The organism is Stenotrophomonas sp. PS02300 (assembly GCF_029959395.1).
In the GTDB taxonomy this organism is placed as follows: domain Bacteria; phylum Pseudomonadota; class Gammaproteobacteria; order Xanthomonadales; family Xanthomonadaceae; genus Stenotrophomonas; species Stenotrophomonas maltophilia_AD.
The window spans coordinates 1-24,759 of sequence record NZ_JASCOP010000055.1; the positions used below are offsets into that span (position 1 = coordinate 1).

General features: G+C 68.0%; 24 protein-coding genes. 16 read left to right on the forward strand and 8 right to left on the reverse strand.

The genetic code is table 11. The annotated features are described in order from the left end of the window. Positions 1–191 precede the first annotated feature (191 nt). The 6 genes from lepA to recO are packed head-to-tail and all read left to right on the forward strand — an operon-like array spanning position 192 to position 5,532. Positions 192–1,982 carry a translation elongation factor 4 gene (lepA, locus tag QMX79_RS11605; RefSeq protein ID WP_282246917.1) on the forward strand — a complete coding sequence of 597 codons (1,791 nt, stop codon included), beginning with the start codon at positions 192–194 and terminating at the stop codon, positions 1,980–1,982. Positions 1,983–2,006: 24 nt separating this feature from the next. Continuing rightward, positions 2,007–2,801 (forward strand): signal peptidase I, encoded by a 795-nt coding sequence (gene lepB / locus QMX79_RS11610; RefSeq protein ID WP_093533487.1) that lies wholly within the window; start codon positions 2,007–2,009, stop codon positions 2,799–2,801. Positions 2,802–2,829: 28 nt separating this feature from the next. Beyond that, positions 2,830–3,213, forward strand: a complete 384-nt coding sequence (locus tag QMX79_RS11615) for a DUF4845 domain-containing protein (protein ID WP_282246897.1) — start codon at positions 2,830–2,832, stop codon at positions 3,211–3,213. Then, positions 3,203–3,883, forward strand: a complete 681-nt coding sequence (rnc, locus tag QMX79_RS11620; protein WP_282246898.1) for a ribonuclease III — start codon at positions 3,203–3,205, stop codon at positions 3,881–3,883. The genes QMX79_RS11615 and rnc overlap by 11 nt, the downstream gene beginning before the upstream one ends. Then, on the forward strand, positions 3,880–4,776 hold the full coding sequence (gene era / locus QMX79_RS11625; protein WP_282246899.1) for a GTPase Era: 897 nt from the start codon (positions 3,880–3,882) through the stop codon (positions 4,774–4,776). The genes rnc and era overlap by 4 nt, the downstream gene beginning before the upstream one ends. 33 nt (positions 4,777–4,809) lie before the next feature. Beyond that, entirely contained in the window at positions 4,810–5,532 is a 723-nt protein-coding gene (gene recO, locus QMX79_RS11630) for a DNA repair protein RecO (protein ID WP_282246900.1), read from the forward strand. Between the two features lie 3 nt (positions 5,533–5,535). On the opposite strand, the gene QMX79_RS11635 is transcribed toward recO, so the two are convergent. Next, entirely contained in the window at positions 5,536–6,264 is a 729-nt protein-coding gene (locus QMX79_RS11635) for a hybrid sensor histidine kinase/response regulator (RefSeq protein WP_282246901.1), read from the reverse strand. Between the two features lie 138 nt (positions 6,265–6,402). Between QMX79_RS11635 and rlmD the strand changes: the two genes are divergently transcribed. From rlmD to QMX79_RS11675, 8 genes are all read left to right on the forward strand, one after another. Then, positions 6,403–7,737: a 23S rRNA (uracil(1939)-C(5))-methyltransferase RlmD gene (rlmD, locus tag QMX79_RS11640; RefSeq protein ID WP_282246902.1), complete on the forward strand. Its 1,335-nt coding sequence runs from the start codon at positions 6,403–6,405 to the stop codon at positions 7,735–7,737. Position 7,738: 1 nt separating this feature from the next. Beyond that, complete coding sequence (locus tag QMX79_RS11645) at positions 7,739–8,227, forward strand: CYTH domain-containing protein (protein ID WP_282246903.1); 489 nt, start codon at positions 7,739–7,741, stop codon at positions 8,225–8,227. Between the two features lie 91 nt (positions 8,228–8,318). Further along, positions 8,319–9,326: a beta-N-acetylhexosaminidase gene (nagZ, locus tag QMX79_RS11650; RefSeq protein WP_282246904.1), complete on the forward strand. Its 1,008-nt coding sequence runs from the start codon at positions 8,319–8,321 to the stop codon at positions 9,324–9,326. Next, entirely contained in the window at positions 9,326–9,880 is a 555-nt protein-coding gene (locus QMX79_RS11655; protein ID WP_068853617.1) for a hypoxanthine-guanine phosphoribosyltransferase, read from the forward strand. Before nagZ ends, QMX79_RS11655 begins: the two co-directional genes overlap by 1 nt. Before the next feature lie 9 nt (positions 9,881–9,889). Further along, positions 9,890–10,636, forward strand: a complete 747-nt coding sequence (locus tag QMX79_RS11660; protein WP_282246905.1) for an S-methyl-5'-thioinosine phosphorylase — start codon at positions 9,890–9,892, stop codon at positions 10,634–10,636. 88 nt (positions 10,637–10,724) lie between these two features. Next, positions 10,725–10,931 (forward strand): cold-shock protein, encoded by a 207-nt coding sequence (locus QMX79_RS11665; RefSeq protein WP_068853615.1) that lies wholly within the window; start codon positions 10,725–10,727, stop codon positions 10,929–10,931. A gap of 67 nt (positions 10,932–10,998) precedes the next feature. Continuing rightward, on the forward strand, positions 10,999–12,219 hold the full coding sequence (locus QMX79_RS11670; protein WP_282246906.1) for an NAD(P)/FAD-dependent oxidoreductase: 1,221 nt from the start codon (positions 10,999–11,001) through the stop codon (positions 12,217–12,219). Positions 12,220–12,297: 78 nt separating this feature from the next. Further along, positions 12,298–12,564 carry a hypothetical protein gene (locus tag QMX79_RS11675; protein ID WP_282246907.1) on the forward strand — a complete coding sequence of 89 codons (267 nt, stop codon included), beginning with the start codon at positions 12,298–12,300 and terminating at the stop codon, positions 12,562–12,564. A 26-nt stretch (positions 12,565–12,590) separates the two neighbouring features. On the opposite strand, the gene pdeM is transcribed toward QMX79_RS11675, so the two are convergent. The 4 genes from pdeM to QMX79_RS11695 are packed head-to-tail and all read right to left on the reverse strand — an operon-like array spanning position 12,591 to position 18,295. Continuing rightward, positions 12,591–13,235, reverse strand: coding sequence for a ligase-associated DNA damage response endonuclease PdeM (gene pdeM / locus QMX79_RS11680; protein WP_282246908.1), 645 nt, complete (start codon positions 13,233–13,235; stop codon positions 12,591–12,593). Further along, entirely contained in the window at positions 13,225–15,690 is a 2,466-nt protein-coding gene (locus QMX79_RS11685; RefSeq protein ID WP_282246909.1) for a ligase-associated DNA damage response DEXH box helicase, read from the reverse strand. Before QMX79_RS11685 ends, pdeM begins: the two co-directional genes overlap by 11 nt. After that, positions 15,687–17,291 carry an ATP-dependent DNA ligase gene (locus QMX79_RS11690; RefSeq protein ID WP_282246910.1) on the reverse strand — a complete coding sequence of 535 codons (1,605 nt, stop codon included), beginning with the start codon at positions 17,289–17,291 and terminating at the stop codon, positions 15,687–15,689. The genes QMX79_RS11685 and QMX79_RS11690 overlap by 4 nt, the downstream gene beginning before the upstream one ends. Continuing rightward, on the reverse strand, positions 17,288–18,295 hold the full coding sequence (locus QMX79_RS11695; protein ID WP_282246911.1) for a ligase-associated DNA damage response exonuclease: 1,008 nt from the start codon (positions 18,293–18,295) through the stop codon (positions 17,288–17,290). Before QMX79_RS11695 ends, QMX79_RS11690 begins: the two co-directional genes overlap by 4 nt. Positions 18,296–18,400: 105 nt before the next feature. On the opposite strand from QMX79_RS11695, the gene QMX79_RS11700 reads away from it, so the two are divergent. Continuing rightward, positions 18,401–20,032 (forward strand): acyl-CoA dehydrogenase family protein, encoded by a 1,632-nt coding sequence (locus QMX79_RS11700; RefSeq protein ID WP_282246912.1) that lies wholly within the window; start codon positions 18,401–18,403, stop codon positions 20,030–20,032. A gap of 29 nt (positions 20,033–20,061) precedes the next feature. Here QMX79_RS11700 and QMX79_RS11705 read toward each other — a convergent pair whose 3' ends face one another. The 3 genes from QMX79_RS11705 to QMX79_RS11715 all read right to left on the reverse strand — a co-directional run bounded on the left by QMX79_RS11705 (position 20,062) and on the right by QMX79_RS11715 (position 22,222). After that, a complete protein-coding gene (locus QMX79_RS11705; RefSeq protein WP_282246913.1) occupies positions 20,062–20,466 on the reverse strand; it encodes a hypothetical protein in 405 nt (134 codons plus the stop codon). A gap of 114 nt (positions 20,467–20,580) precedes the next feature. Next, a complete protein-coding gene (locus QMX79_RS11710) occupies positions 20,581–20,922 on the reverse strand; it encodes a hypothetical protein (RefSeq protein ID WP_282246914.1) in 342 nt (113 codons plus the stop codon). Positions 20,923–21,046: 124 nt separating this feature from the next. Next, entirely contained in the window at positions 21,047–22,222 is a 1,176-nt protein-coding gene (locus tag QMX79_RS11715) for an acetyl-CoA C-acyltransferase (RefSeq protein ID WP_282246915.1), read from the reverse strand. A gap of 351 nt (positions 22,223–22,573) precedes the next feature. Between QMX79_RS11715 and QMX79_RS11720 the strand changes: the two genes are divergently transcribed. Next, a partial coding sequence (locus tag QMX79_RS11720) for a S8 family serine peptidase (RefSeq protein WP_336618866.1) occupies positions 22,574–24,759 on the forward strand: 2,186 nt, incomplete at its 3' end.

The following is a 24,759-nucleotide window of genomic DNA, read 5'->3' on the forward strand; positions in this document are numbered from 1 at the left end:
CCGGCGGAAACAGCGCCTTCGTGGCGGTCAAGACCGGGCAGTAAACCCCGTCGCTGCTGCGTTTCCGGGCCCGCTTCGGCGGGCCCGGTCGTATTTGGCCCCCCCGGCACGCGGGGAGGGGCAGGCCATGCGATAATGTGCCGTTATCCTGACGACGCGACGCGCCGCCGCCACCTATGTCCTCTGATTCGATGCGGAACATCCGCAACTTCTCCATCATTGCCCACGTCGACCACGGCAAGTCCACGTTGGCCGACCGCATCATCCAGCTTTGCGGCGGCCTCCAGGCCCGCGAGATGGAGGCGCAGGTGCTCGACTCCAATCCGATCGAGCGCGAGCGCGGCATCACCATCAAGGCCCAGTCGGTATCGCTGCCGTACGTGGCCAAAGATGGCCAGACCTACCACCTGAATTTCATCGACACCCCCGGGCACGTCGACTTCTCCTATGAAGTCAGCCGCTCGCTGGCGGCCTGCGAAGGCGCGCTGCTGGTGGTGGATGCGGCCCAGGGCGTGGAAGCGCAGTCGGTCGCCAACTGCTACACCGCCGTGGAACAGGGCCTGGAAGTGGTGCCGGTGATCAACAAGATCGACCTGCCCACCGCCGACATCGAGCGCGCCAAGGCCGAGATCGAAGCCGTGATCGGCATCGACGCCACCGACGCGGTGCCGGTCAGCGCCAAGACCGGCCTGAACGTGGTGGACGTGCTGGAAGCCATCGTGCATCGCATCCCGGCCCCGAAGCCGCGCGATACCGACAAGCTGCAGGCGCTGATCATCGATTCCTGGTTCGACAACTACCTGGGCGTGGTCTCGCTGGTGCGCGTGATGCAGGGCCAGATCAAGGCCGGCGACAAGCTGCAGGTGATGTCCACCGGCCGCAACCACCAGGTCGACAACGTCGGCGTGTTCACCCCCAAGCGCAAGGTCCTGCCGGCCCTGCGTGCGGGCGAGGTGGGCTGGGTGACGGCCAGCATCAAGGACGTGCACGGCGCGCCCGTGGGCGACACCCTGACCCTGGCCGCCGACCCGGCCGCCAAGCCGCTGCCGGGCTTCCAGGAAATGCAGCCGCGCGTGTTCGCCGGCCTGTTCCCGGTCGATGCCGAAGACTACCCGGACCTGCGCGAAGCGCTGGACAAGCTGCGCCTGAACGATGCCGCGCTGCGTTTCGAGCCGGAAAGCTCCGAAGCGATGGGCTTCGGCTTCCGCTGCGGCTTCCTGGGCATGCTGCACATGGAAATCGTGCAGGAGCGCTTGGAGCGCGAATACAACCTGGACCTGATCAGCACCGCGCCGACCGTGGTGTACGAGGTCCTCAAGACCGACGGCACCATCATCAACATGGACAACCCGGCCAAGCTGCCGCCGGTGAACATGGTCGATGAGATCCGCGAGCCGATCATCCGCGCCAACGTGCTCACCCCCGAGGAGTACATCGGCAACATCATCAAGCTGTGCGAGGAAAAGCGCGGCAGCCAGATCGGCATCAACTACCTGGGCAGCCAGGTGCAGATCAGCTATGAGCTGCCGATGGCCGAGGTGGTGCTGGACTTCTTCGACAAGCTCAAGTCGGTCAGCCGCGGCTATGCCTCGCTGGATTACCACTTCGTGCGTTTCGACGCCGGTCCGTTCGTCCGCGTGGACGTGCTGATTAACGGCGACAAGGTCGACGCGCTGTCGCTGATCGTGCACCGCAGCCATGCCGACCGGCGCGGCCGCGAGCTGTGCGAGAAGATGAAGGAACTGATCCCGCGGCAGATGTTCGACGTGGCCATCCAGGCCGCCGTCGGCTCGCAGATCATCTCCCGCACCACGGTCAAGGCCATGCGCAAGAACGTGCTGGCCAAGTGCTATGGTGGCGACGTTTCGCGCAAGAAGAAGCTGCTGGAGAAGCAGAAGGAAGGCAAGAAGCGCATGAAGCAGGTCGGCCGCGTGGAGATTCCGCAGGAAGCCTTCCTCGCCGTGCTGCAGATGGACAAGTAAGGCTCCCGTTCCCAAGGACACTGCATGAAACTGTTTGAAATCCTGCTGGTCGTACTGACGCTGGCCTCGGGCCTCATCCTGCTGGCCGACAAGTTGTACTTCGCCAAGCGCCGCGCGGCGCGGGCCGGCCTGCTGGACAGCGAGCCGGTGCTGGTGGATTACTCCCGGGCGTTCTTCCCGGTGCTGGCCATCGTGCTGGTGGTGCGCAGCTTCATTGCAGAGCCTTACAAGATCCCGTCCAGTTCGATGATGCCGAACCTGCTGATCGGCGATTTCATCCTGGTCAACAAGTTCGCCTATGGCCTGCGCCTGCCGCTGAACAACGCCAAGATCGTCCCGATCGGCGAGCCGGCGCGCGGCGACGTGGTGGTGTTCCACTTCCCGGGCCATTCGGACAACGACCCGAACAAGGGCGAGAACTTCATCAAGCGCGTGATCGGCGTCCCGGGCGACGAGATCGCCTTCCAGGGCGATGGGGTGATCCTCAACGGCACCCCGCTCAAGTACGAGAGCAAGGGGTTGTATGCTGGGCACCGTGGCCAGGGGGAGGGCGCCTCACTGCTGGTGGAGCACCTGCCGGGCCGCACCCATACCGTGCTGGAGACCGACTATCCGCGTGGCGAAGGCCAGTGGACCGTGCCGCCGGGCAAGTACCTGGTCATGGGCGACAACCGCGACAACAGCGATGACGGCCGTTTCTGGGGCCTGCTGCCGGAGGAGAATCTCCGCGGCAAGGCCTTCCTGATCTGGCTGAACTGCTCGGGCTGGTTCTGCAAGGATGGTTTCGAACCGTCCCGCATCGGCACCGGCATCAACTGATTCCAACCGCGTATCTGGGGAGAACGCAATGAAGACGATGAACACGCAGCGTGGCATGACCCTGACCTCGTTCCTGATCGTGCTGTGCGCCGTCGGGTTCGTGTTGTACATCGGCATGAAGCTGTTCCCGATGTATTCGGAGTTCTATGCAGTGAAATCCGCGCTCAAGGGCGTGGCGCAGGAACCGGGCGTGGCCAACAAGGAGCCGGGGCAGGTGCAGGAAATGTTCTTCCGTCGCCTGTACATCAACTACTCCGAAACCGTGAAGCCGTCGAACATCAAGTTCGAACGCGTCAGTGGCGGTTGGAACATGAAGGTCAACTACGAAGTGCGTCGCCCGCTGATCGGCAACCTCGACGTGGTTGGCAAATTTGAAGCACACCAGGAATTGACCCTCAGCGGTGCCGACTAAAACCTATCAACGTGGTGACCGCATTGGTCACGCCTTCCAGGATCCGGGCCTGCTCCAGCAGGCCCTGACGCATCGCAGTGCCGGCACGCCGAACAACGAGCGGCTGGAATTCCTCGGCGACAGCATCGTCAACATGATGGTGGCCCAGGCGCTCTACAAGCGCTGGCCCAAGGCCGACGAAGGCGCGCTGACCCGCGCCCGCGCCGAGCTGGTGCGCGAGGGCGCGCTGGCGGTGATCGCCCGCACCTTGGAGCTGGGCGAGCGGCTTACCCTGGGCCCCGGCGAAATGAAGTCCGGCGGCCATCGGCGGGACTCGATCCTGGCCGACGCCCTGGAAGCGGTGGTGGCTGCGATCTACCTGGATGCCGGCTTTGCCGCCTGCCAGGCCGTGGTACTGCCCTGGTTCGGCCCCTCCATGGAGGCGCTGCCGGCCACCGGCAAGCCCGAAAAAGACCCCAAGACCCGCCTGCAGGAATGGCTGCAGGGCCGACAGAAGGCATTGCCGCTGTACGAATTGGTGTCAGAATCAGGCGACGATCACGCCAAGACCTTCCGGGTACGCTGCGGCGTAGCCGATCCCGCTGTCAGCACCGAAGGCGAAGGTGCCTCGCGACGGCTGGCCGAACAACAGGCGGCAGCTGCCGCCCTCGAGCAACTGGATTCCAAGTGAGCGAAGCAACCCCCCATCATTGCGGCAGCGTGGCCGTCATTGGCCGCCCCAACGTCGGCAAGTCGACCCTGACCAACGCCCTGGTGGGCGCCAAGGTCAGCATCGTCTCCAACCGGCCGCAGACCACCCGCCACCGGCTGCTGGGCATTGCCAGCTATCCGGAAGGCCAGCTGGTGCTGGTCGACACCCCCGGCCTGCACCGCGTGCAGAAGCGCGCCATGAACCGGGTGATGAACCGCGCCGCGCGCGGCTCGCTCGAGGGCGTGGATGCCGGCATGCTGGTGATCGAGGCCGGCCGCTGGGACGAGGAAGACACCCTGGCGTTCAACGTACTCAGCGACGCCGGCGTTCCGGTGGTGCTGGTGGTCAACAAGGTCGACCGGCTGAAGGACAAGGCAGCCCTGCTGCCGTTCCTGCAGCAGGTCACCGAAGGCCGCACCTTCGCGGCCGTGCACCCCATTTCCGCGCAGAAGCGCAACGGCCTGGAAGCGCTGGTGCGCGACCTGCTCAAGCTGCTGCCGGAGGCCCCGCCGATGTTCGGCGAAGATGAAATCACCGACCGCAGCCAGCGTTTCCTGGCCGGCGAACTGGTCCGCGAGCAGCTGATGCGCCAGCTCGGCGAAGAACTGCCGTACGCCACCACGGTGGAGATCGAGCGCTTCGTCGAAGACGGCAACCTGCTGCGCATCGGTGCGGTGATCTGGGTCGAACGCGAAGGCCAGAAGGCGATCGTGATCGGCAAGGGCGGCAGCCGCCTGAAGGACATCGGCGCCAAGTCGCGCATGCAGATGGAGCGCCTGTTCGACGCCAAGGTCTTCCTGGAAACCTGGGTGCGCGTGCGCGAAGGCTGGTCGGACGACGAAGCCGCGCTGAAGGCCTTCGGCTACGAGTAAACCCGGCAGGGTTGCCGCTCACCGCCCCTGCCCATGCGCATCGATGACGAACCGGCCTTCGTGCTGCATGCCCGCTCCTGGCGGGAAACCAGCCTGCTGGTCGAGGTCCTGACCGAGCAGCATGGGCGGATCGGCGTGCTGGCGCGCGGTGTGAGCAGCCCGCGCAGCCATGCGCTGCGCGCGGCCCTGCAGCCCCTGCAATGGATCCGCCTGGCCGCCGTGCAGCGCGGCGAGCTGGCCCAGCTGCGTGGCGCGGAGGCACTGGATGCCGCACCGCGGCTGAGCGGCGATGCAATGCTGGCCGGCTTCTACGTCAATGAACTGGTGATGCGGCTTGCGCCCCGCCAGGACCCGCTGCCCGAGCTGTACGACCACTACGGGCAGGTGCGCCAGCGGCTGGCGGCGGCCGAGCCGTTGGCCTGGACCCTGCGCCGGTTCGAACGCGACCTGCTGGAGGCACTGGGGTTCGGCTTCGACCTGGCCCATGGCAGCGATGGCGAGCCGATCGACCCGGCCGCGCGCTATGAGCTGGACCCGCTGGAAGGTCCGCGACGGCTGCTCAGCGAACGCGGCGTGGACCCGCGGCGGGGGACGGCCACCGGGAGCGCGCTGCTGGCCCTGGCCAACGATGCGCTGCCCGGGCCGGATGACCTGGCCAGCCTGCGCCGGGGCATGCGCGCGGTGCTGCTGCACCATCTGGGCGGGCGCGGCCTGAAATCGTGGGAGATGCTGGAGGATCTGGCGCGGCGGCGGTGACCGTCAATGCAACAGGGACTCTACGGCCGCCTTGAACTGGGTGTGGGCGCCATTTGATTCGGGGGCCTGGTGCAGCTGGCGTACCGCGCGGGCCAGGCGGGCGGCGCCGACGAAGCCGCAGCTGGCCTGGAGGCGGTGCAGTTGGCCCTTCAAGGTGCCCACATCGTGCTGCTGCACTGCCTGGGCCACCGCGTCGCGGACCCCGGGCAGCTCGGCCAGGAACAGCTCGCGCAGGGCGATCAGGTGATGGCGCTGCCCGTTCAGGGCCGCCAGGGCGGTGATTTCGTCCCAATCCTCGCGTTCGACCTCGCTGCCGCCACCGGCGGCGGCCGGGGCGGCGCTGCCGGGGCTGTTGACCAGCGCACGGCGCACGGCCTGCAGCAGCTGCTCACGGCTCAGCGGCTTGACCAGGGTTTCGCTGAATCCGTCATCCCGCAGGCGGGCATGGATGCTGGTGTCGCCATCGGCCGTATGGGCCAGCGCCGGCGTGTGCGGCCGCGACAGGCGCAGGGCGCGCAGCAATTGGCTGCCGTTGCCGTCCGGCAGGTTCACGTCGATCAGCCACAGGTCGTGTTCGCTGCGGCGGCCCCGTTCCAGGGCGCTGGCCAGCGAATCGGCGGTTTCCACCTGGGCGGGCAGGGTTTCCAGCGCGGCCCGGAAAAAGCCGCGACTGATGGTGTCGTCCTCGACGAGCAGGAAACGGGGCATGGGAGCCCTCGGGGTCATCTGCATTTGGGGCTGCCTCCATGTCAGCTATGCCCATATTAAACACGATACGGCGTCCTGCAAGCCTCCCCATGGGGTCATCCGGCAGCCCAGGGTGCGTATCTGCGACAATACGCACCCTTTTTGCCCGCAGCCTGTTGCCACGTGGCCCGATCCCGCTCCCGCCTCGACAAGACCCCGTTCCAGACCAGCATCCTCGACCTCAGCCATGATGGCCGGGGCGTCGCCCGCCGTGACGGCGAGGGCGGCAAGGTCACCTTCATCTCCGGCGCCCTGCCGGGCGAAGTGGTGCGCGCCGAGCCCACCGCCCGCAACCGCCATTTCGACGAGGCGCGGACCGTGGAGGTCCTGCAGCCCTCGCCGCAGCGGGTCACCCCGCGCTGCCCGCACTTCGGCGTGTGTGCCGGCTGCGTGCTGCAGCACTTGGAAGAAGGCCAGCAGATCGTGGCCAAGCAGCGCGTGCTGCTCGACAACCTGACCCGCATCGGCCATGTCAGCCCGGGCACCGTGTTGCCCGCGCTGGTCGGCGACAGCTGGGGCTACCGCCGCAAGGGCCGCTTCTCGGTGCGCCGGGTGGAAAAGAAGGACAAGACCCTGGTCGGCTTCCGCGAGCAGGACCCGCGCTTCGTGGCGGACCTGACCCAGTGCCTCACCGTGATCCCGGAAATCGGCCTGAAGGTGGCGGCGCTGTCGGCCTTCATCGAAACCCTGGAGGGCAAGCGCGACATCCCCCAGGTGGAGTTCATTGCCGGCGACGATGCGATCGTGCTGACCATCCGCCACATGCTGCCGCTCAGCGATGCCGACAAGGCGGCCTGGGCCTCGTTCGGCGCCGAGCACGGGTTTGCGATCTTCCTGCAGCCCGGCGGGGTTGAATCGGTGCACCCGCTGCTGCCCGGCGAGGTGCCGCTGTCGTTCCGGCTGGCGCCGTGGGACGTGGAACTGGCGTTCCGTCCGCTGGATTTCATCCAGGTCAACGCCAACCTCAATGAAAAGATGATCGCGCTGGCGCTCGAGCTGCTCGACGCCGGCCCGGATGAGCGCGTGCTCGATCTGTTCTGTGGCCTGGGCAACTTCACCCTGCCGCTGGCGCGCACCGTGCGCGAAGTGGTGGGCGTGGAAGGCGAAGCCGGGCTGGTGGCGCGGGCGAAGGAAAACGCCGCGCGCAATGGCCTGGACAACGCGCAGTTCTTCGCCGCCGACCTGACCCAGGACCAGCGCCAGACCCCGTGGATGCGCCAGGGCTTCGACAAGCTGCTGCTGGACCCGCCACGCTCGGGCGCGATCGAAGTGCTGCAGCAGTTGCCGCTCAAGCAGTTCAAGCGCATCGTCTACGTCAGCTGCCACCCCGGCTCGCTGGCGCGTGATGCCGGCTACCTGGTCAACGAGCAGGGCTTCACCCTGGTGTCGGCCGGTGCCATGGACATGTTCCCGCACACCGCGCACGTGGAAAGCATCGCCGTCTTCGAGAAGCGTTGAGATGGGCATCGAGATCGAGCGCAAGTTCCTGGTCACCGGCGAGGGCTGGCGCGCCGCCGCGCACGCGGTCATCCCGATGGCGCAGGGCTACATCAACGACACCGCCTCGATCGACAGCGGCGCGCAGAAGGCCTCGGTGCGGGTGCGCATCCAGGGCGATGCGGCGTTCCTCAACCTGAAGTCGCGCGAGATCGGGCACACCCGCCAGGAATTCGATTACCCGATCCCGGTGGAGGACGCCCGCGCGCTGCTGGCGCTGTGCGTGGGGGGCCTGATCGACAAGCGCCGGCACCTGGTCCACCACGGCGGCCTGCTGTGGGAAGTGGACGAGTTCCTGGGCGACAACGCCGGGCTGGTGGTGGCCGAGGTCGAACTGGACCAGGCCGACCAGCCCATCGACCTGCCGTCCTGGGCAGGCGAGGAGGTGACCGACCAGGTCCGGTACTACAACCTCGCCCTGGCCGCGAACCCCTACAGCCGCTGGCCCTGAATACGCCCCCCGCGCCCGTGGCCTCGGGGACACGCCTTCTGCGACAATGCGGCAGTGCGCCATCACGGCGCCCCGCTTTGGAGATCGACCCATGCTCGTGATCGGCGTTGCCGGGACCGAACTTACCGCCCAGGAACGCGATTGGCTGCAGCACGATGCCGTGTCCGGCGTCATCCTGTTCAAGCGCAATTTCGCCTCGCGCGAGCAGATCGCCGCGCTGTCGGCCGCGATCCGCGCTGCCGCGCCGCGCCCGCTGCTGATCTGCGTGGACCAGGAAGGCGGGCGCGTGCAGCGCTTCCGCGAAGGGTTCAGCGCGTTGCCGCCGCTGCAGGGCTTCGATGCGTTGTACGCACAGGATCCGGAGGCAGCCCTGGCCCTGGCCGAACAGCACGCCTGGCTGATGGCCAGCGAAGTGCGTGCCAGTGGCGTGGACCTCAGTTTCGCCCCGGTGGTCGACCTGGGCCGTGGCAACCGCGCCATCGGCGACCGCGCCTTCAGCGCCGACCCGCAGGTGGTGGCCGCCTTCACCCGCGCCTACGTGCGCGGCATGCACAGCGTCGGCATGGCCGCCACGCTCAAGCATTTCCCCGGCCATGGCAGCGTGCTGGAAGACACCCACGTGGCCGCCGCCAGCGACCCGCGTGACCTCGATGCGCTGCGTGCGCTGGACCTGGTACCGTTCGCGGCCGGCATCGATGCCGGCGCCGACGCGGTGATGATGGCCCACGTGGTCTACCCGCAGGTGGCGCCGGAGCCGGCCGGGTATTCGTCGCGCTGGATCCAGCAGATCCTGCGCGGGGAAATGGGCTTCCGTGGCGTGGTGTTCTCCGACGACATCGGCATGGCCGCCTCGTTCTCCGCCGGCGGCGTGCAGGCGCGCGTGCATGCGCACCTGGATGCCGGCTGCGACGTGGTGCTGGTCTGCCACCCGGAACTGGTCGACGAAGCGCTGCGTGCGGTCGACGGCCGCCCCCTCAATACTGCTGCGCTGCTCGGCCTGATCGGCCGTGGCGCGCTTGGCTGGGACGGCCTGTTGGCCGATGTCCGCCATGGCACCTCCCAATCCCGTTTGCTCGACACCCTTGGAAGAACCGTCTGATGCCCAACCTCACCATTTCCCAGGCCCTGGCCCAGGCCGACCTGCTGGTCGACCGCCCCACCATCGATGCGGCCATCGCGGCCATCGCCGATGCCATCGCGGCCGACTACAAGGGCGAGGTGCCGCTGTTCCTGTCGATCATGCACGGCGCGCTGCCGTTCGCCGGCCAGCTGGCGCTGGAGCTCGGCGCGCGCGGCCAGGACCTGCAGTTCGATTACCTGCACGCCACCCGCTACCGCGGTGAAACCACCGGCGGCGAGCTGGTCTGGAAGCACAAGCCGGCCACCTCGCTGTTCGGCCGCCGCGTGCTGCTGGTCGACGACATCCTGGACGAAGGCTTCACCCTGCAGGGCGTGCGCACCTGGTGCCTGGAGCAGGGCGCCACCGACGTGCGCATCGCCGCGATGACGGTGAAGAAGCACGACCGCGCGCTGCCCGACGTCAAGGCTGACTACGCCGGTGTCGAACTGCCGGACCGTTACGTGTTCGGCTTCGGCATGGACGTCAACGAAGCGCTGCGCGGCGTCCCGGCCATCTACGCGATGAAGGAATAAGCAGCGCCCATGGACCATATCGCCCTGGCCGTGATCGGCGGCACCGGTGTGTACAAGCTGGCCCAGCTCGATGACGTGAGCAGCCATGCGGTCGAAACCCGTTACGGCACGCCGTCCGGCCCGATCCGGGTCGGCACGCTGCTCGGCCAGCGGGTGGCGTTCCTGGCCCGGCATGGCGAAGGCCATTCGCTGCCGCCGCACAAGATCAACTACCGCGCCAATCTTGCTGCGTTGCAGCAGATCGGCGCCACGCGCGTGCTCGCGCTCAACACCGTGGGCGGCATCACCGAGCATTTCGGCCCGCGCGTGCTCGCCTGCCCGGACCAGCTGATCGATTACACCTGGGGCCGCATCTCCACGCTGAGCGAGGAGCCGGGCACCGAGGTGCTGCACGTGGACTTCGGCCACCCCTACACCCCGATGCTGCGAAGCAAGGTGCTGGCGGCGGCCAAGGTCACCGGCGTGCGCCTGCAGGACGGCGGCTGCTACGGCGCCACGCAGGGCCCGCGGCTGGAGACCAACGCGGAAATCGCGCGGATGCGCCGTGATGGCTGCGACCTGGTCGGCATGACCGGCATGCCCGAAGCCGGCCTGGCCCGCGAGCTGGGCCTGGACTACGCCTGCCTGGCCATCGTGGCCAACTGGGCGGCCGGCTGTGGCGATGGCGACGAGATCACGATGGCCGAAGTGCTGGCCAATGTTGACGCGGCTTCGGCCGGATTGCCGGAACTGATTGGCGAATTGGCACGCGGATGATTGTCATTGCCTGACAAGCTTTGCATACTCCGCCAGTGCGCTGGTTGAGCGTACACCACCCATTCATTGAAGAAGGTCTTGCATTACCATGCCGAACGGTACCGTCAAGTGGTTCAACGACGCCAAGGGATTTGGCTTTATCTCGCCGGATGACGGCAGCGCTGATGTCTTCGCGCACTTCTCCGCGATCAACTCCAAGGGCTTCCGCAGCCTGCAGGAAGGCCAGAAGGTCACTTATGAAGTGAGCCAGGGTCCGAAGGGCGCCCAGGCCTCGAACATCGCGCCGGCGGAGTAACTCCACCGCAGCGCAAGGAAAACCCCGCTTCGGCGGGGTTTTTTTTAACCCCTGGACAGGAAGTCAGATGAAAAAGCGCACGATCGCCATCGTCGGCTACGGCACCGCAGGCCAGGCGTTGTCGATTCTTCTTTCACGCGACCATCACGATGTGCACGTGTTCGAGCGCGCGCCCAGGCCCGGCCCGGTGGGTGCGGGGTTCCTGCTGCAGCCGAGCGGTCTGGACGTGCTGTGGCAGATGGACCTGCTGCCACAGGTGCTGCAGCACGGTGCGCCGGTCCGCCGGCTGTACGGGGAAACGCCGTGCGGGCGGGCGGTGATGGACATGCGCTATTCGGCGCTGGATGCGCACCTGCATGGCATCGGCATGCAGCGCGGCGCGCTGTTCTCGCTGCTGGCGCAGGCCTGGGAGCACCCGGGCAACCTGCAGGCCGATACCGCCATCGTCGATGTGGATACCGACAATGGCCGCGTGCGCGACGCACGCGGGCACTGGCACGGCCCGTATGACCTGGTGATCGCCGCCGATGGGTCGGCGTCGTCGCTGCGCACGCTGGTACAGGGCACGCGGCTGGATCGCGAATACCCGTGGGGCGCGCTGTGGTGCCTGTTGCCGCGCGGCGATTGGCCGCACCACGACGAGCTGCGGCAGCGCTACGTGGCGGCGCGCAAGATGATCGGCCTGTTGCCGGTCGGCACCCGTCCCGATGATGCGCAGCCGCGCCTGAGCTTCTTCTGGAGCCTGCCGCGCGCGCAGTTCGATCAGTGGGAACGTGACGGCATGCAACGCTGGCTGGAGGAGATCGCCGCGCTGTGGCCGCAGGCGCACCTGCGCCTGCAGGACGTGCGTGATGGCGCGCAGCTGGCCCGTGCCGGCTACCGTGATGCCGTGATGAGCCGCTGGCACCGCGGCCGGCTGGTGCTGGCCGGCGATTCGGCGCATGCCATGAGCCCACAGCTGGGGCAGGGCGTGAACATGGCGCTGATGGATGCGCTGGCGCTGCGCGATGCGCTGCGCGCGCACGATGGCGCCGATGCCGCGCTGCAGGCCTACCAGGCGCAGCGCAGCGCACACGTGGGCATCTACCAGTTCTGGAGCCGCTGGCTGACGCCGGTGTTCCAGTCCGAGCGCGACCTGCTCGCGCATGCGCGCGATGTGCTGTTCCAGCCGATGGGGCGGCTGCCGGGCGGCCGTGGCCACATGCTGCGCGTGCTCAGCGGAACACAGCGCGGCTGGTGGGGAAAACTGGGATTGTCGCCGGGTTTCGTGGCGGCGATGCGCACATGAATGGCGGCCGTTGACGGCAGGGTCACTCCGCGTGTGGCACAAGGACACTGTTGTGTTGTTGCCCCCAAGGAGAAAGACATGCTGTTTCCGGCCGACGTTCTCGATTCTGAAATCCGCAAACTGCGCGGGTTGCTGCAGATGCTCCACGAGGATCAGCCGGATGTGATGGAAGACGTCTTCGACTTCCATGTCACCAGTCTGATCACCCATGCCGCCCCCGAACACCACGCCCGCATCCGCGCCGCCGCGCGTTCGATGCTGGCCGAGGTGCAGCGCTGTCCCGTGCGCCGTAATCCCGATGCCCCGGAAATCCTGCTGATGGAAGCGCTGCCCTCGGCAGCGTAAGCGCGCCGTTCCCGCGCGGGCCGGCATCAACGTGCCGGCAGCGCTATCGCGTCCGCGTCGACGCAGGCGACCAGCTGCTCGCCAATGCCCATTACCGGTGCGATGCCGGCGGTGAAACGCGAGTACGCCGGCAGCACGGTCAGGCGCTCGCGCAACCAGAACGCCGGCCAGCGCCGCTGCATGCCGGGCAGGCGTGCGAGCGGATGCAGGTGGCCGCACAGCACGTGCAGGGTGGGGTGCGGCTGCGGATCATGCCGCAGCAGGAACGGGCCTTCCTGCACGCGTTCGCCCAGCAGGGTGATGCCCAGGTCGGCCTTGGGCAGCACGCGGTCGTGGTTGCCGGCCACTGCGCCGATCTCCAGCTGCGGATGCTGCTCGCGCCATGCCTGCCATTGCCGATACCAGGCGGCCCGATGCGCCGGGCCGTGCAGCACGTCGCCCAGGATCCACAACGTGCGCACAGGGCGTTCGGCAACGAGTCGGGTCAACCGTTCCAGATCATCACCCGTGCCGCCGCTGGGCAGGCCGATACCCGCGCGCCGGAACAGATCGGCCTTGCCAAGGTGCAGGTCGGCAATCAGCAGTGCCTCGCGCGCCGGCCAGTACAACGCGCGCTCGCCGAGCAGGCGTACCTGCTCGCCCGCGATATCGGTCACGACGTCAATCGGCATGGCGTTTCTCCAGTTGGCCTACGGCGCGCAGCACGCGCGTCTTCCAGTCTTCGTTGCTGAGCTGCCCGCGCAGACGCTCGGCCCACAGCGGGAATGACAAGGGCCCCAGCGTTGCCGGGTGCTGTACGCATAACGTGCGTGCCTGGCAGCGGCGCAGCGTTTCGGCCAGGCAGGCCAGGTCGAGCTGCTCATGCAGCACTTCACGTTCGGCCAGGCCGAGCAGGATGTGCCCGGGATCATGCTGGCGCAGCACGTCATACAGCAGGCCGGCCGAGGCCTGCAGCTGGCGCAGGCTGCGTGGCGTGCGCCCCGGCAGCGCCGGAATCAACAACCCGGACACGCGCGCGATGTCGCGGAACTGGCGGCGCGCCAGCTCGCCCAGGTTGAGGCTTTCGCGCAGGTCCTCGAACAGGCCGTCCGGCTGCAGCAGCGCAGCCACCTGCACCGCATCCACCTCGACCGCGCGTGCCGGTGCCAGCACGAAGCCATAGTCGTTCGCGGCGTAGCCAAACGTATTGGCCTGCACGCGTGTCCAGCGCATCGCCATCAGCGCGGCCAGCCCCTCGTTGACCTGGCGCCCGGCGAACGGATACACGAACACGAACTGACCTTCGCGGCGGCGCACGCTCTCCACCAGCAGCAGTGACGGGCCGGGCAGGGCGGACACGCGTGCCTGCAGGCGCAACAGGGGGGCCAGCCAGTGCATTTCCGGGCTGTCGGGCGCAGCCGCGAGCACGCGTTCCATTTCGTGGCCCAGCGCCTCCGACAACGGCAGGCGGCCGCCCTGCCAGCGCGGCACCACGCCATCGCCGCCACGCGCCAGCTTGACGTAGGCAGTGAGATTCTCCAGCCGCACCAGCTCCAGCAGCCGGCCGGCGAACTGGAAGCGGTCGCCGGGGCGCAGGCGGCCGACGAACTGCTCTTCCACGCTGCCGAGCCGGCCGCCGCGCATGAACTGCACCATGACGCTGCCATCGCTGGTGATGGTGCCGATCGACAGCCGGTGGCGCAGCGCCACGCGCCGGTCGTGCACGCGGTAGACACCGTCGTCGTCGCGCACCACCTTGTGGAAATCCGGGTACTGCGCGAGCGCCTGGCCACCCTGCACGATGAAGTCCAGCACGCCCTGCCACTGCGCGTCGTCCAGCGACGCGAACGCGTGGGTCCGGCGTACCTCGGCCAGCAGTCGGTCGGCGCGGAAGCCGCCGCCCAGCGCGCAGCTCACGCAGTGCTGGGCCAGTACATCCAGCGACAACCGCAGCGGGCGTCGCGCTTCGATCACGCCCTGGGCCAGTGCACGTCGTGCCGCGGCGTACTCCACCAGCTCCAGCGCATGCGACGGCACGCAGATGATGTGGCCCGATTCCCCCGGGCGATGCCGCGCGCGCCCGGCGCGCTGCACCAGCCGCGCGATGCCTTTCGGACTGCCGATCTGCAGGACCTGGTCCACGGCCGGGAAATCCACCCCCAGGTCGAGGCTGGAGGTAGCCACCACGCAGCGCAATGCACCGTCGCGCAGGCCCTGCTCGACGATGCGACGCTGCGCGGGATCCAGCGAGCCGTGGTGCAGGCCCAACGTGGCCGGGTCTTCGGGCCACACCGCCGACAGCGCCTGGTGCCACAGTTCGGCCTGCGCGCGGGTGTTGGTGAACAGCAGGCTGGTGCCGACTGCGAACAGCTTCTGCTGCACCCGCTGCAGCTGCGACAGGCCCAGATGGCCCGCCCATGGAAAGCGTTCGCCGTGCGCGGGCAACAGCGTCTCCACCTTCACCGGGCGCGGCCGCGCGCCCGACACCAGCGGCGCGTCGGGTACATCCGGCAGCAGCACCTCGCGCGCTTCGTCCAGGTTGCCAAGCGTGGCCGACAGGCCCCACACCTGAAGCGCCGGCAGCGCATCGCGCAGGCGCCGCAGGTTCAACTGCAGCAGCACGCCGCGCTTGTTGCCCAGCAGCTCATGCCACTCATCGACCACCACGCAGCGCAGCCGGCGCATGCGCTCCAGTGTGTCGGGATAACTCAGCAGCAGCGCCAGCGATTCGGGCGTGGTCACCAGCACGTCGATCCGGCCTTCGCGGGCCAGGCGTTTGTCGCGCGCGCTGGCATCGCCGGTGCGCAGCCCCACCTGCCAGTCCAGTCCAAGTGCCGCCAGCGGCTCACGCAGCGCGCGTGCGGTATCGCTGGCCAGCGCGCGCAGCGGGGTGATCCACAGCACCTGCAGCGCCGGCACCGTCTTGCCGGTGCGTGCACCCGGTGCGCGCGGCAACGGGTCGACCAGCGCCTGCAGCAGCGGCCCGCCGAACATCGCCAGCGTCTTGCCGCTGCCGGTGGGGGTGTGCAGCAGCCCGGACTGGCCGGCCAGGTAATGCCGCCACATCGTCTTCTGGAACGGCAGCGGCGACCAGCCTCGGCTGGCGAACCACGCAGCCAGCCGCGCCATCGCGTCGCGTCGGGTCACCGCGCCAGCGCCTGCAGCTGGGCCAGCGTGTCGGCTTCGCTGGCCGGCTTGTCATGGCGCCAGCGCAGGATGCGCGGGAAGCGCACCGCGATGCCGGATTTATGCCGGGTACTGCGATTGACTGCTTCAAAGCCGAGTTCGAACACCTGTTCGCCGCGCACGCTGCGCACTGGGCCGAAACGTTCGATCGTGTTGGCGCGGATCCAGCGGTCCAACGCCGCGATCTCTTTGTCATCCAGTCCCGAATAGGCCTTGGCCACCGGCACCAGCCGCTCGCCGTCCCACACCCCGAAGGTGTAGTCGGTGTACAGCGTGCTGCGCCGGCCATGTCCGGCCTGTGCGTAGATCATCACCGCATCGATGGTCAGCGGCTCGATCTTCCACTTCCACCAGTCGCCACGGCGGCGGCCGCCCTGGTAGGCCGAGGTGCTGCGCTTGAGCATCAACCCTTCCACGCCGCGTTCGCGCGCCAACGCGCGCTGCGTGGCCGCATCCTGCCAGTCGGTGGCATCGAGCGTGGGCGACAGCACCACGCGCGCATCGTCGAGCGTGGCGAGTACCTTGGCCAGCAGGGCGCGTCGTTCTGCCAGCGGATGCTGGCGCAGGTCGTTGCCGTCGAATTCGAGCAGGTCGTAGGCAAGCACGCGCACCGGGGTATCGCGCAACGTCTTCGGGCCGGGCTTGCGCCGTTGGATCCGGGTCTGCAGGGCGGTGAAAGGCAACGGCTGTGCATCGTCGTCGCGCCAGGCGAGCAGCTCGCCATCGATCACGGTGCCGTCCGGCAACGCCATCGCGGCCTCCTCGATTTCCGGGAAGCGCCCATCCAGCCGCTCTTCGCCGCGCGACCACAGTGCGACTTCGCCTTTGCGACGCAGCAGCTGCAGGCGGATGCCATCCCACTTCCATTCCAGCGTCCACTCGCCGATCGGGCCGAGGCTGTCGACCTCTGCTTCGATCGGCGAGGCCAGGAAGAACGGATACGGCTGCTGGCGGTCTTCTGGGCGTTCTTCAGCGCTGAGCAGGTTGGCGAGCAACCCCGGCGAGGGCACCCAGTCGCCCAGCATGCGCTGGGCGATGCGGGCGATGTCGATCCCCGACAGTTCCGCCAGCGCCTGCTGGACCAGCCGCTGGGAGACGCCCACGCGCAGCGCGCCGGTCAGCAGCTTGTTGAACACCAGTCGCTCGGCGGCAGGCAGCTGCCTCCAGCCAGTCTCCACCGCGGCACGGCGTACCGGTTCGGGCTGGTTGGCCACGGCCAGCAGGTGGTCTTCGATCCACTCGGCAAGCGGCCGGTCCTGCGCCCCTGCAGCAGGATCATCCAGCAGCAGGGTCAGCGTTTCGGCCAGGTCGCCGACCTGGTCGTAGCTGTCGGCCACCAGCCATGCGGGCAGGCCCGATGCCTCGGCGATCCAGGCGCGCAGTTCACCACTGGCGGCGATCTTGCGGCGCGCGCCGCCGACCTTGCCGCCACTGAGCAGGTACAGCGCCCACGCCGCGTCGTGCGGCCGCGCATCGCGGAAATAGGCCACCAGCGCGGCGCGCTTGTCCAACGTGGCGGTGCTGCGGTCCAGGCGCTGGTAGAGCGCGGCGAACGCCTTCATTCCTCGCTCCCGAAATCGGTGCGGAAGGCTTCGGCGGCAATGCCACGTTCGCGCAGGAAGGGGATCAGCGCATCGGTGTTGCCATGGGTGGCGATCACCCGGCGCGCACCGGTCTGTTCAATGGTCTGCAGCAATGCCGGCCAGTCGGCATGGTCGGAGACCACGAAGCCACGGTCGTAGTTGCGCCGGCGCCGATTGCCGCGCAGCCGCATCCAGCCCGACGCGAACCCCAACTGGTGCCTGCCGAAGCGGCGCACCCAGGTAGTGCCGGCGGCAGAGGGCGGTGCCAGGATCAACTTGCCGGCCGCGTCGGGTTCGCGCCCCTGTTCGGCCACCGTATGCGTTTCCAGCATGGCGATGCCGGCCTCGCGATACACCGCCACGCCATTGGCGATGGCGCCGTGCAGCCAGGCCGGTTGATCGTCCAGCGGCAGCAGTTCGGCCAGCACCCGCTGCGCCTTGCCGAGTGCGTAACACAGCAGGATCGCCGCTTCGCCGCGCTGTGCGCACTCGCGCCGCCAGGCCACGATCTCGGCGGCGACCTCGCGCGTGTCCTGCCAGCGGTAGATCGGCAACGCGAAGGTCGCCTCGGTGATGAACACATCGCAGGGCACCACCTCGAACGGCGCGCAGGTCGGGTCCGGCTGGCGCTTGTAGTCGCCCGAGGCCACCCACACCTGCTGGCCGTCATCGATGCGCACCTGCGCCGACCCCAGTACATGCCCGGCCGAATGCAGCGAGACCTGCACGCCGCCCAGCGTGAAGCGTTCACCGTAGTCATGCGCCTGCAGCGCCACATCGCCCAGCCGCCAGCGCAGGATCGGCACGCTGCCGGTACTGCAGTAGTACTGGCCCATGCCGCTGCGCGCGTGGTCGCCATGGCCGTGGGTGATCACCGCGCGCGGCACCGGCCGCCACGGATCGATGTGGAAATCGCCGGCAGGGCAGTACAGGCCCTCGGGGCGCAGTACTACCAGGTCGCTGTGTGCCGCGTGCGTCGTCATGCCTGCACTGTGCCGCCGCGTTCGTGCACGAGGTGAGAATCCGCCTGAACAGCAGCCGGCATGCGGATGCGGCAGAATCATCGGGTCCGCCAGGAGGCCCGCACGATGACGTCCGTATTGCCTGCATTCGAGACCCATGAGGTGGCCAACCAACCGCCCCCGTTCGGCGGCCGCAACCTGTGGGCCGACGATGTGGCATTGAGCGAAGCGGTGCAGCGCGAAGGCGGAGCTGCATTCATCGACCTGCTGCAGGCCTATGGCGCCATCGCGGGCGACACGCTCTACCGGCTGGGTTTCGACGCCAACCGCGACCGCCCCCGGCTGCGCACGCACGACGCGCAGGGGCACCGCATCGACACCGTGGAGTTCCATCCGGCCTACCACCAGCTGATGGAGCTGGCCAAGCGCCACGGGGTGGCGGGACTGTCGTGGCAGCAGGGCGGTCCCGGCGCGCACGTGGCCCGCGCCGCACTCAGTTTCCTGCACCACCAGGCCGACGCCGGCACCAGCTGCCCGCTGACCATGACCCATGCCGCCGTGGCGGTGTTGCGCCAGGAGCCTTTGTTGGCCGAGTGGGCCGAAAAAGCCGCCGCGCCGGTCTACGATCCACGCGACGTGCCGATGGCCGACAAGGCCGGCATCACCCTTGGCATGGGCATGACCGAGAAGCAGGGCGGCTCGGACGTGCGCAGCAACACCACCCGCGCCGAGCTGCGCGACGATGGAAGCTATGCGCTGGTGGGGCACAAGTGGTTCTTCTCCGCCCCGATGTCCGACGCGTTCCTGGTGCTGGCGCAGGCGCCCGGCGGACTGACCTGCTTCCTGATGCCGCGGCGCCTGGCCGATGGCAACCGCAACGCATTCCGCCTGATGCGGCTGAAGGACAAGCTGGGAGACTGGTCCAACGCGTCCAGCGAGATCGAGCTGTGCGGTGCCTGGGCGCGCCGGATCGGCGCCGAAGGGCGCGGCGTGGCAACCATCATCGGCATGGTGATGATGACGCGGCTGGACTGCATGCTGGGTGCGGCGGCGGAAATGCGCATGGCCCTGGCACAGGCGCTGCACCACACCCGCCACCGCAGCAGCTTCGGGCGCCGCCTGTGCGAACACCCGCTGATGGCCAACGTGCTGGCTGACCTGGCGATCGAATCCGAAGCGGCGACCACCTTCGCCATGCGCGTGGCGCGCGCGGTCGACCAGGCGCCGCAGGATGCGCAGGAGGCCGCGTTCGCCCGCATTGCAACCGCCGTGGGCAAGTACTGGGTCTGCAAGCGCGCCGCGGTGTTCGTCAACGAAGCGCAGGAATGCCTGGGCGGCGCCGGCTACGTCGAGGAATCGATACTGCCGCGCCTGTACCGGCAGGCACCGTTGAATTCGATCTGGGAGGGCAGTGGCAACATCCAGTGCCTGGATGTGCTGCGTGCGCTGGCACGCGAGCCGCAGGTGCTGCCGGTGCTGGATGCGGAACTGGATGCGGTGGCCGGGCGCGATGCGGACTATGACCGCGCGTTGGCATCGTTGCGGGAGCTGCTGGCTGCTACGCCGTCGGAAGCGCAGGCGCGGGTGGTGACCGAACGGCTGGCGCTGTTGCTGCAGGCCGCCGTACTGCTGCGTGCGGGCAGCCCGGTGGCCGGCGCATTCGTGCGTTCGCGGTTGGGCGGTGCGCACGGAGCGGCGTTCGGCACGCTGCCCGATGAGGTGGATGTCGGCGCGGTGATGGCGCGGGCATTGCCGTAGCGCCGGGCAGCGCCCGGCGCTACCTGTCTTCAGTGTTTGGCGGCGTCTGCGTTCTGCTTGGCGTCTTCGGCCACGTCGCGAGCCTTGTCAGCCACTTTCTCGGCGGCATTGGCGGTAGCCTCGCTGGCGTGCGCTGCCGCATCGCGCGCGGCAACCTTGGCATCGGCAGCGGCCGCTGCACTGGCGTCGGCGGCACGGTCCAGGGCCGGCTGTACGTCGGCCGCGGCGCGTTCGGACGCGGCAGCCGCGTCATCGGCGGCCTCGCGGGTGGAGGCGGCGGCCTTGTCCACGGCGACACGGGCGGCTTCGCCGGTGCTGTCGGCCGCCTGCGCGGCATCGGCACGCGCCTGTTCGGCTTCCGGGCCCTTGCAGGCCACCAGGGCCAGCAGCAGGGAGGCGGCCATCAGGGGGGTAGTGATCGAACGAATCTTCATGGCGTTCTCCGTCAGGTTCCAGGGACGCTGATCCTATTCACCCTGCCGTGAAGCCAAAGAAAAAGCCGCTGGCGAACCAGCGGCTTCTTCAGACTTGCTTGAAGAAAGAAGTTATTACTTCTTGGCTTCTTCAGCAGCGTCCTTGGCCTGCTCGGCGGTGGCTTCACCGGCCTTGGCAGCGTCGGCAGCAGCGCCGGCAGCAGCGTCGGTGGCAGCGCCAGCAGCCTGGGCAGCGGCGTCAGCCGAAGCGTCAGCAGCGGTGGTGGCGGTGTCGGCGGCAGCCTGGGCAGCGTCGGCGGTCTGGGCGCCAGCAGCAGCGGCCTGGTCGGCAGCGACCTGGGCGTCGGCAGCAGCTTCGTTGGCCGAAGCGGCGGCGTCAGCAGCCTGCTCCTGCTTCGAGCAGGCGGTCAGAGCCAGGCCCAGGGCCATTGCGATCAGCAGCTTGTTGATGCTCATTTGTGTGAATCCTCGTCGTTAGATTAGGCAACGCGCTATTGCGCGCCCGGCAACATGATGACAAGCCACGTTGGGCTGTCAAGCGATCCCGCATTCAGTTTTGCGAAACGGGTGTTAAAACCAATCAAATCAATTCGATGGCGATGGCGGTTGCTTCCCCGCCACCAATGCACAGTGTAGCAATTCCGCGCTTTGCATCACGCTTGCGCAAGGCATTGACCAGCGTCACCACCAGCCGGGCGCCCGAGGCGCCGATCGGGTGGCCCAGTGCGCAGGCGCCGCCGTTGACGTTGACCTTCGCCGGGTCGATGCCCAGTTCGCGGATGGGCGCCATGGCGACCACGGCGAACGCCTCGTTGATCTCGAACAGGTCCACCTGGTCCAGGCTCCAGCCGGCCTTTTCCAGCACCTTGTGGATGGCGCCGATCGGGGCGGTGGTGAACCACTCCGGTTCCTGCGAGTGGGTGGCGTGGGCCACGATCCGGGCCAGCGGCTGCACGCCGCGGGCGGCCGCGTCGTCTTCGGCCAGCAGCACCAGCGCAGCGGCGCCATCGGAAATGCTCGACGAACTGGCGGCGGTGACCGTGCCGTCCTTCTTGAAAGCCGGGCGCAGGGTCGGGATCTTGGCGATGTCCGAGCGCCCGGGCTGTTCGTCCTGGCTGTACTCCACATCGCCCTTGCGACCGGCGACCTTCACGGCCACGATTTCGTCATCGAACGCACCGGCCGCCTGCGCGGCCTGCGCGCGGCGCACCGATTCGATCGCATAGGCGTCCTGTTCCTCGCGGCTGAACTGGTACTTGTCCACCGCGCATTCGGCGAATTCGCCCATGGCCTTGCCGTCGTAGGCATTGACCAGGCCGTCGTGGGCCATGTGGTCCACCGCCTGGAAGTTGCCAAAGCGGTTGCCGGTGCGGGAATTGGGCAGCAGGTGCGGGGCGTTGGACATCGATTCCATGCCGCCGGCGACCACGATGCTGGCCGAGCCGGCCTTGATCAGGTCATGGCCCAGCATGATGGCCTTCATGCCCGAACCGCAGACCTTGTTCAGGGTGGTCGCGCCGGTGGCGTAGGGGATCCCTGCTGCCACGGCAGCCTGCCGGGCCGGGGCCTGGCCCAGGTTGGCCGGCAGCACGCAGCCCATGATCACTTCGGAAACGTCCGCCGCCGGCACGCCGGACTGTTCCAGGGCGGCGGCAATGGCGGTGGCACCCAGGGTGGGGGTGGGCACGCCGTTGAACTGGCCGAGGAAGGAACCGATGGCGGTCCGCTTGGCAGCGGCGATGACAATGTTGGACATGGCAATCTCGTTTGTTGCGTGAGCGATTTACGAAATGGGAACGCAGGGCATGGTATGGCGACGCGTTTCCCGGCAGACTGCGTGGGGGGACCCAGTATAGAGGGTCGGGCTTTACCACCGGTGTCGGCCGCACGGACGCGCCAGGGGTGGTTTTCAATTATTCGGGGAACAGGGATGAAGCAGGCGGTTTTCTGCAGGAATGTGCTGGCCGGTGCGTTGGCGGTCGTATTGAGCGCGTGTGGGGGCGGTGGCGGTGGTGGCAATGTGCGGGTGGATCCCCCGGTGACGCCGGTCACACCTCCGGTAACGCCTCCGGTAACACCTCCCGTGACGCCGCCGGTCACTCCGCCGGTGACGCCGCTTCAGCCTGCGATCGATGCCCATCTTTCCCTCATCAATGCCAAGGATCGCCAAGGGCTGACGGGCGCCGGCGTAAAGATCGGCGTGGTCGATTCCGGGGTGAACCGGTCTCATCCCACCCTGGTCGGGCGCGTGGTGGCCAGTCGCAGTTACGTGGATGGGCGCACCAACAATCTCAACGTCGACGACGTGGTCGGGCACGGCACCACCGTGGCCTCTCTTGCCGCAGGGCGTGAGTTCGGCGGCTGGCCGGGCGGCGTGGCTACCGACGCGCAGATCGTGTCGGCGCGCATCATCGCCGACAAGGCGCCCGCTGACGACGGCACGGGCAACGGCAACCAGGTCAATGGTGCGTTGGGCCTTGCGCAGGTGCACCAGGATCTGATCGCCGACGGCGTGAAGATCATGAACAACTCGTGGGGCGGGCTGTACTGGACCAATGCGGCAGCCACTGCGTCGATCGCCGCCGAGTACCGGCCTTTCATCGCTTCCAACAACGGTCTGGTGGTATTTGCCACCGGCAACGAGAGCAAGCCCAATCCTTCCGACATGGCCGCGCTGCCGAGCCAGTTGGGCGCGGGCAACACTCGCCCGGCAGCGGACCTGGAGAGGGGCTGGCTGGCGGTGACCGCCGTCAACTCGACCACGCCGGACAGCCTGGCCTCCTATGCCAATGCCTGCGGTGTCGCGGCAAACTACTGCCTGGCCGCGCCAGGCGAGGCGGTGTTCGTCGATCCCAAGAGCACCACTGGCAGCACGCCCAGCTACCTGTGGGGCGGTGGCACCTCCTACGCAGCCCCGCTGGTTTCCGGCGCTGCAGCGCTTGTCTGGCAGCAGTACCCGTACTTCAGCAACGACCTGGTCCGCCAGACCCTGCTGGGCACGGCGACCGACATCGGCCCGGCCGGCGTGGACAGCACCTTCGGTTACGGCCTGCTCAACGTGGGCAAGGCGATCAAGGGACCGGCGCGCCTGGATTGGGGAAGCATCACCGTCGTGGTTCCACCCACGCCCGTCACAACGGTGTGGAGCAACAACATCAGCGGCGCCGGCGGGCTGATCAAACAGGGCGATGGTGCGATCGGGTTGTCGGGCATCAACACCTATACCGGTGGCACCCGGATCGAGCGCGGCACGATTTCGCTGCGCGATGGCGGCTCGCTCAAGTCCGACGTCGTGCTGGTCGAAAACCCGGATCCGGGCACTACCGCCAGTGCGCTCTTGCAGTTCCGGCCGGGAACAAGCCGGATCATCGGCAACGTGGACAATGCGAGCGGTGTCGCGCTGCTGGAAGCCAACATCACGGCGGTGATCGAGGGCAATTACCAGCATCGCGCCAATGCGCGGTTCAGCACCGCACTGGGCGCCAATGGCCTGCAGGTAACCGGCACTGCCACGTTGGAAGGGGGAAGCGTGAATGTGCGCACGGTCGTGGACGGCTATGTTCCCCAGAGTGGCCAGAAGCAGGCCCTGATCACAGCGGGACAGGGTCTGACGGGACAATTCGGGCGTGTCGACTTTGGCGGTCCGGTCTTGAATGCCACTCTTGCTTATGACGCGAACATCGCCTGGCTGAACATCAATCGCGTCAATGTGACTACGGCGGCGAATGCCGCAGGCGTCGGCGCGATTGCAGCCATGTCAGCCACGCGGGTGGAAGAGGCGTTCGTCCAGCTTGATACCGGCAGCAAGGCGTCGGATGCATTTGGTGTCGGGGCTGCGCAGCTGCAGAAGGTAGACAGCGACAGCGCGCTGCAGGCGAGCCTGGAAAGCCTGTCCGGCAAGGCGCACAGCCTGGCCAACGGCATGACCTTCGACAACCTGGACATGAACCGCCGCGCGCTGTCGACCCGCTTCGATGCGGTGTCGGCCGCACCGCGCCTGCGCGGCGCCTGGCAGAGTGCGCTGGGTGAAGCCGGGCAGGGCAGCTTTGCCGGCAGCGGCTTCCAGACCCAGGGCTGGATGATGGGCCAGGACATGGCACTCGGCAGCAATGGCGTGATGGGCTTTGCCTTTGGCGAAACCCGCAGCAACAGCAGCCGCGAGTGGAGCGGCGACAGCGGTCGTGACCGCCAGTCGCAGGCCCAGCTGTACGCCGGCTGGAACAGCGGGGCGGCCTACACCCTGGCGCAGCTGGGCGCTGGCCAGTTCACCCGCGAGATCGACCGCCAGCTGTT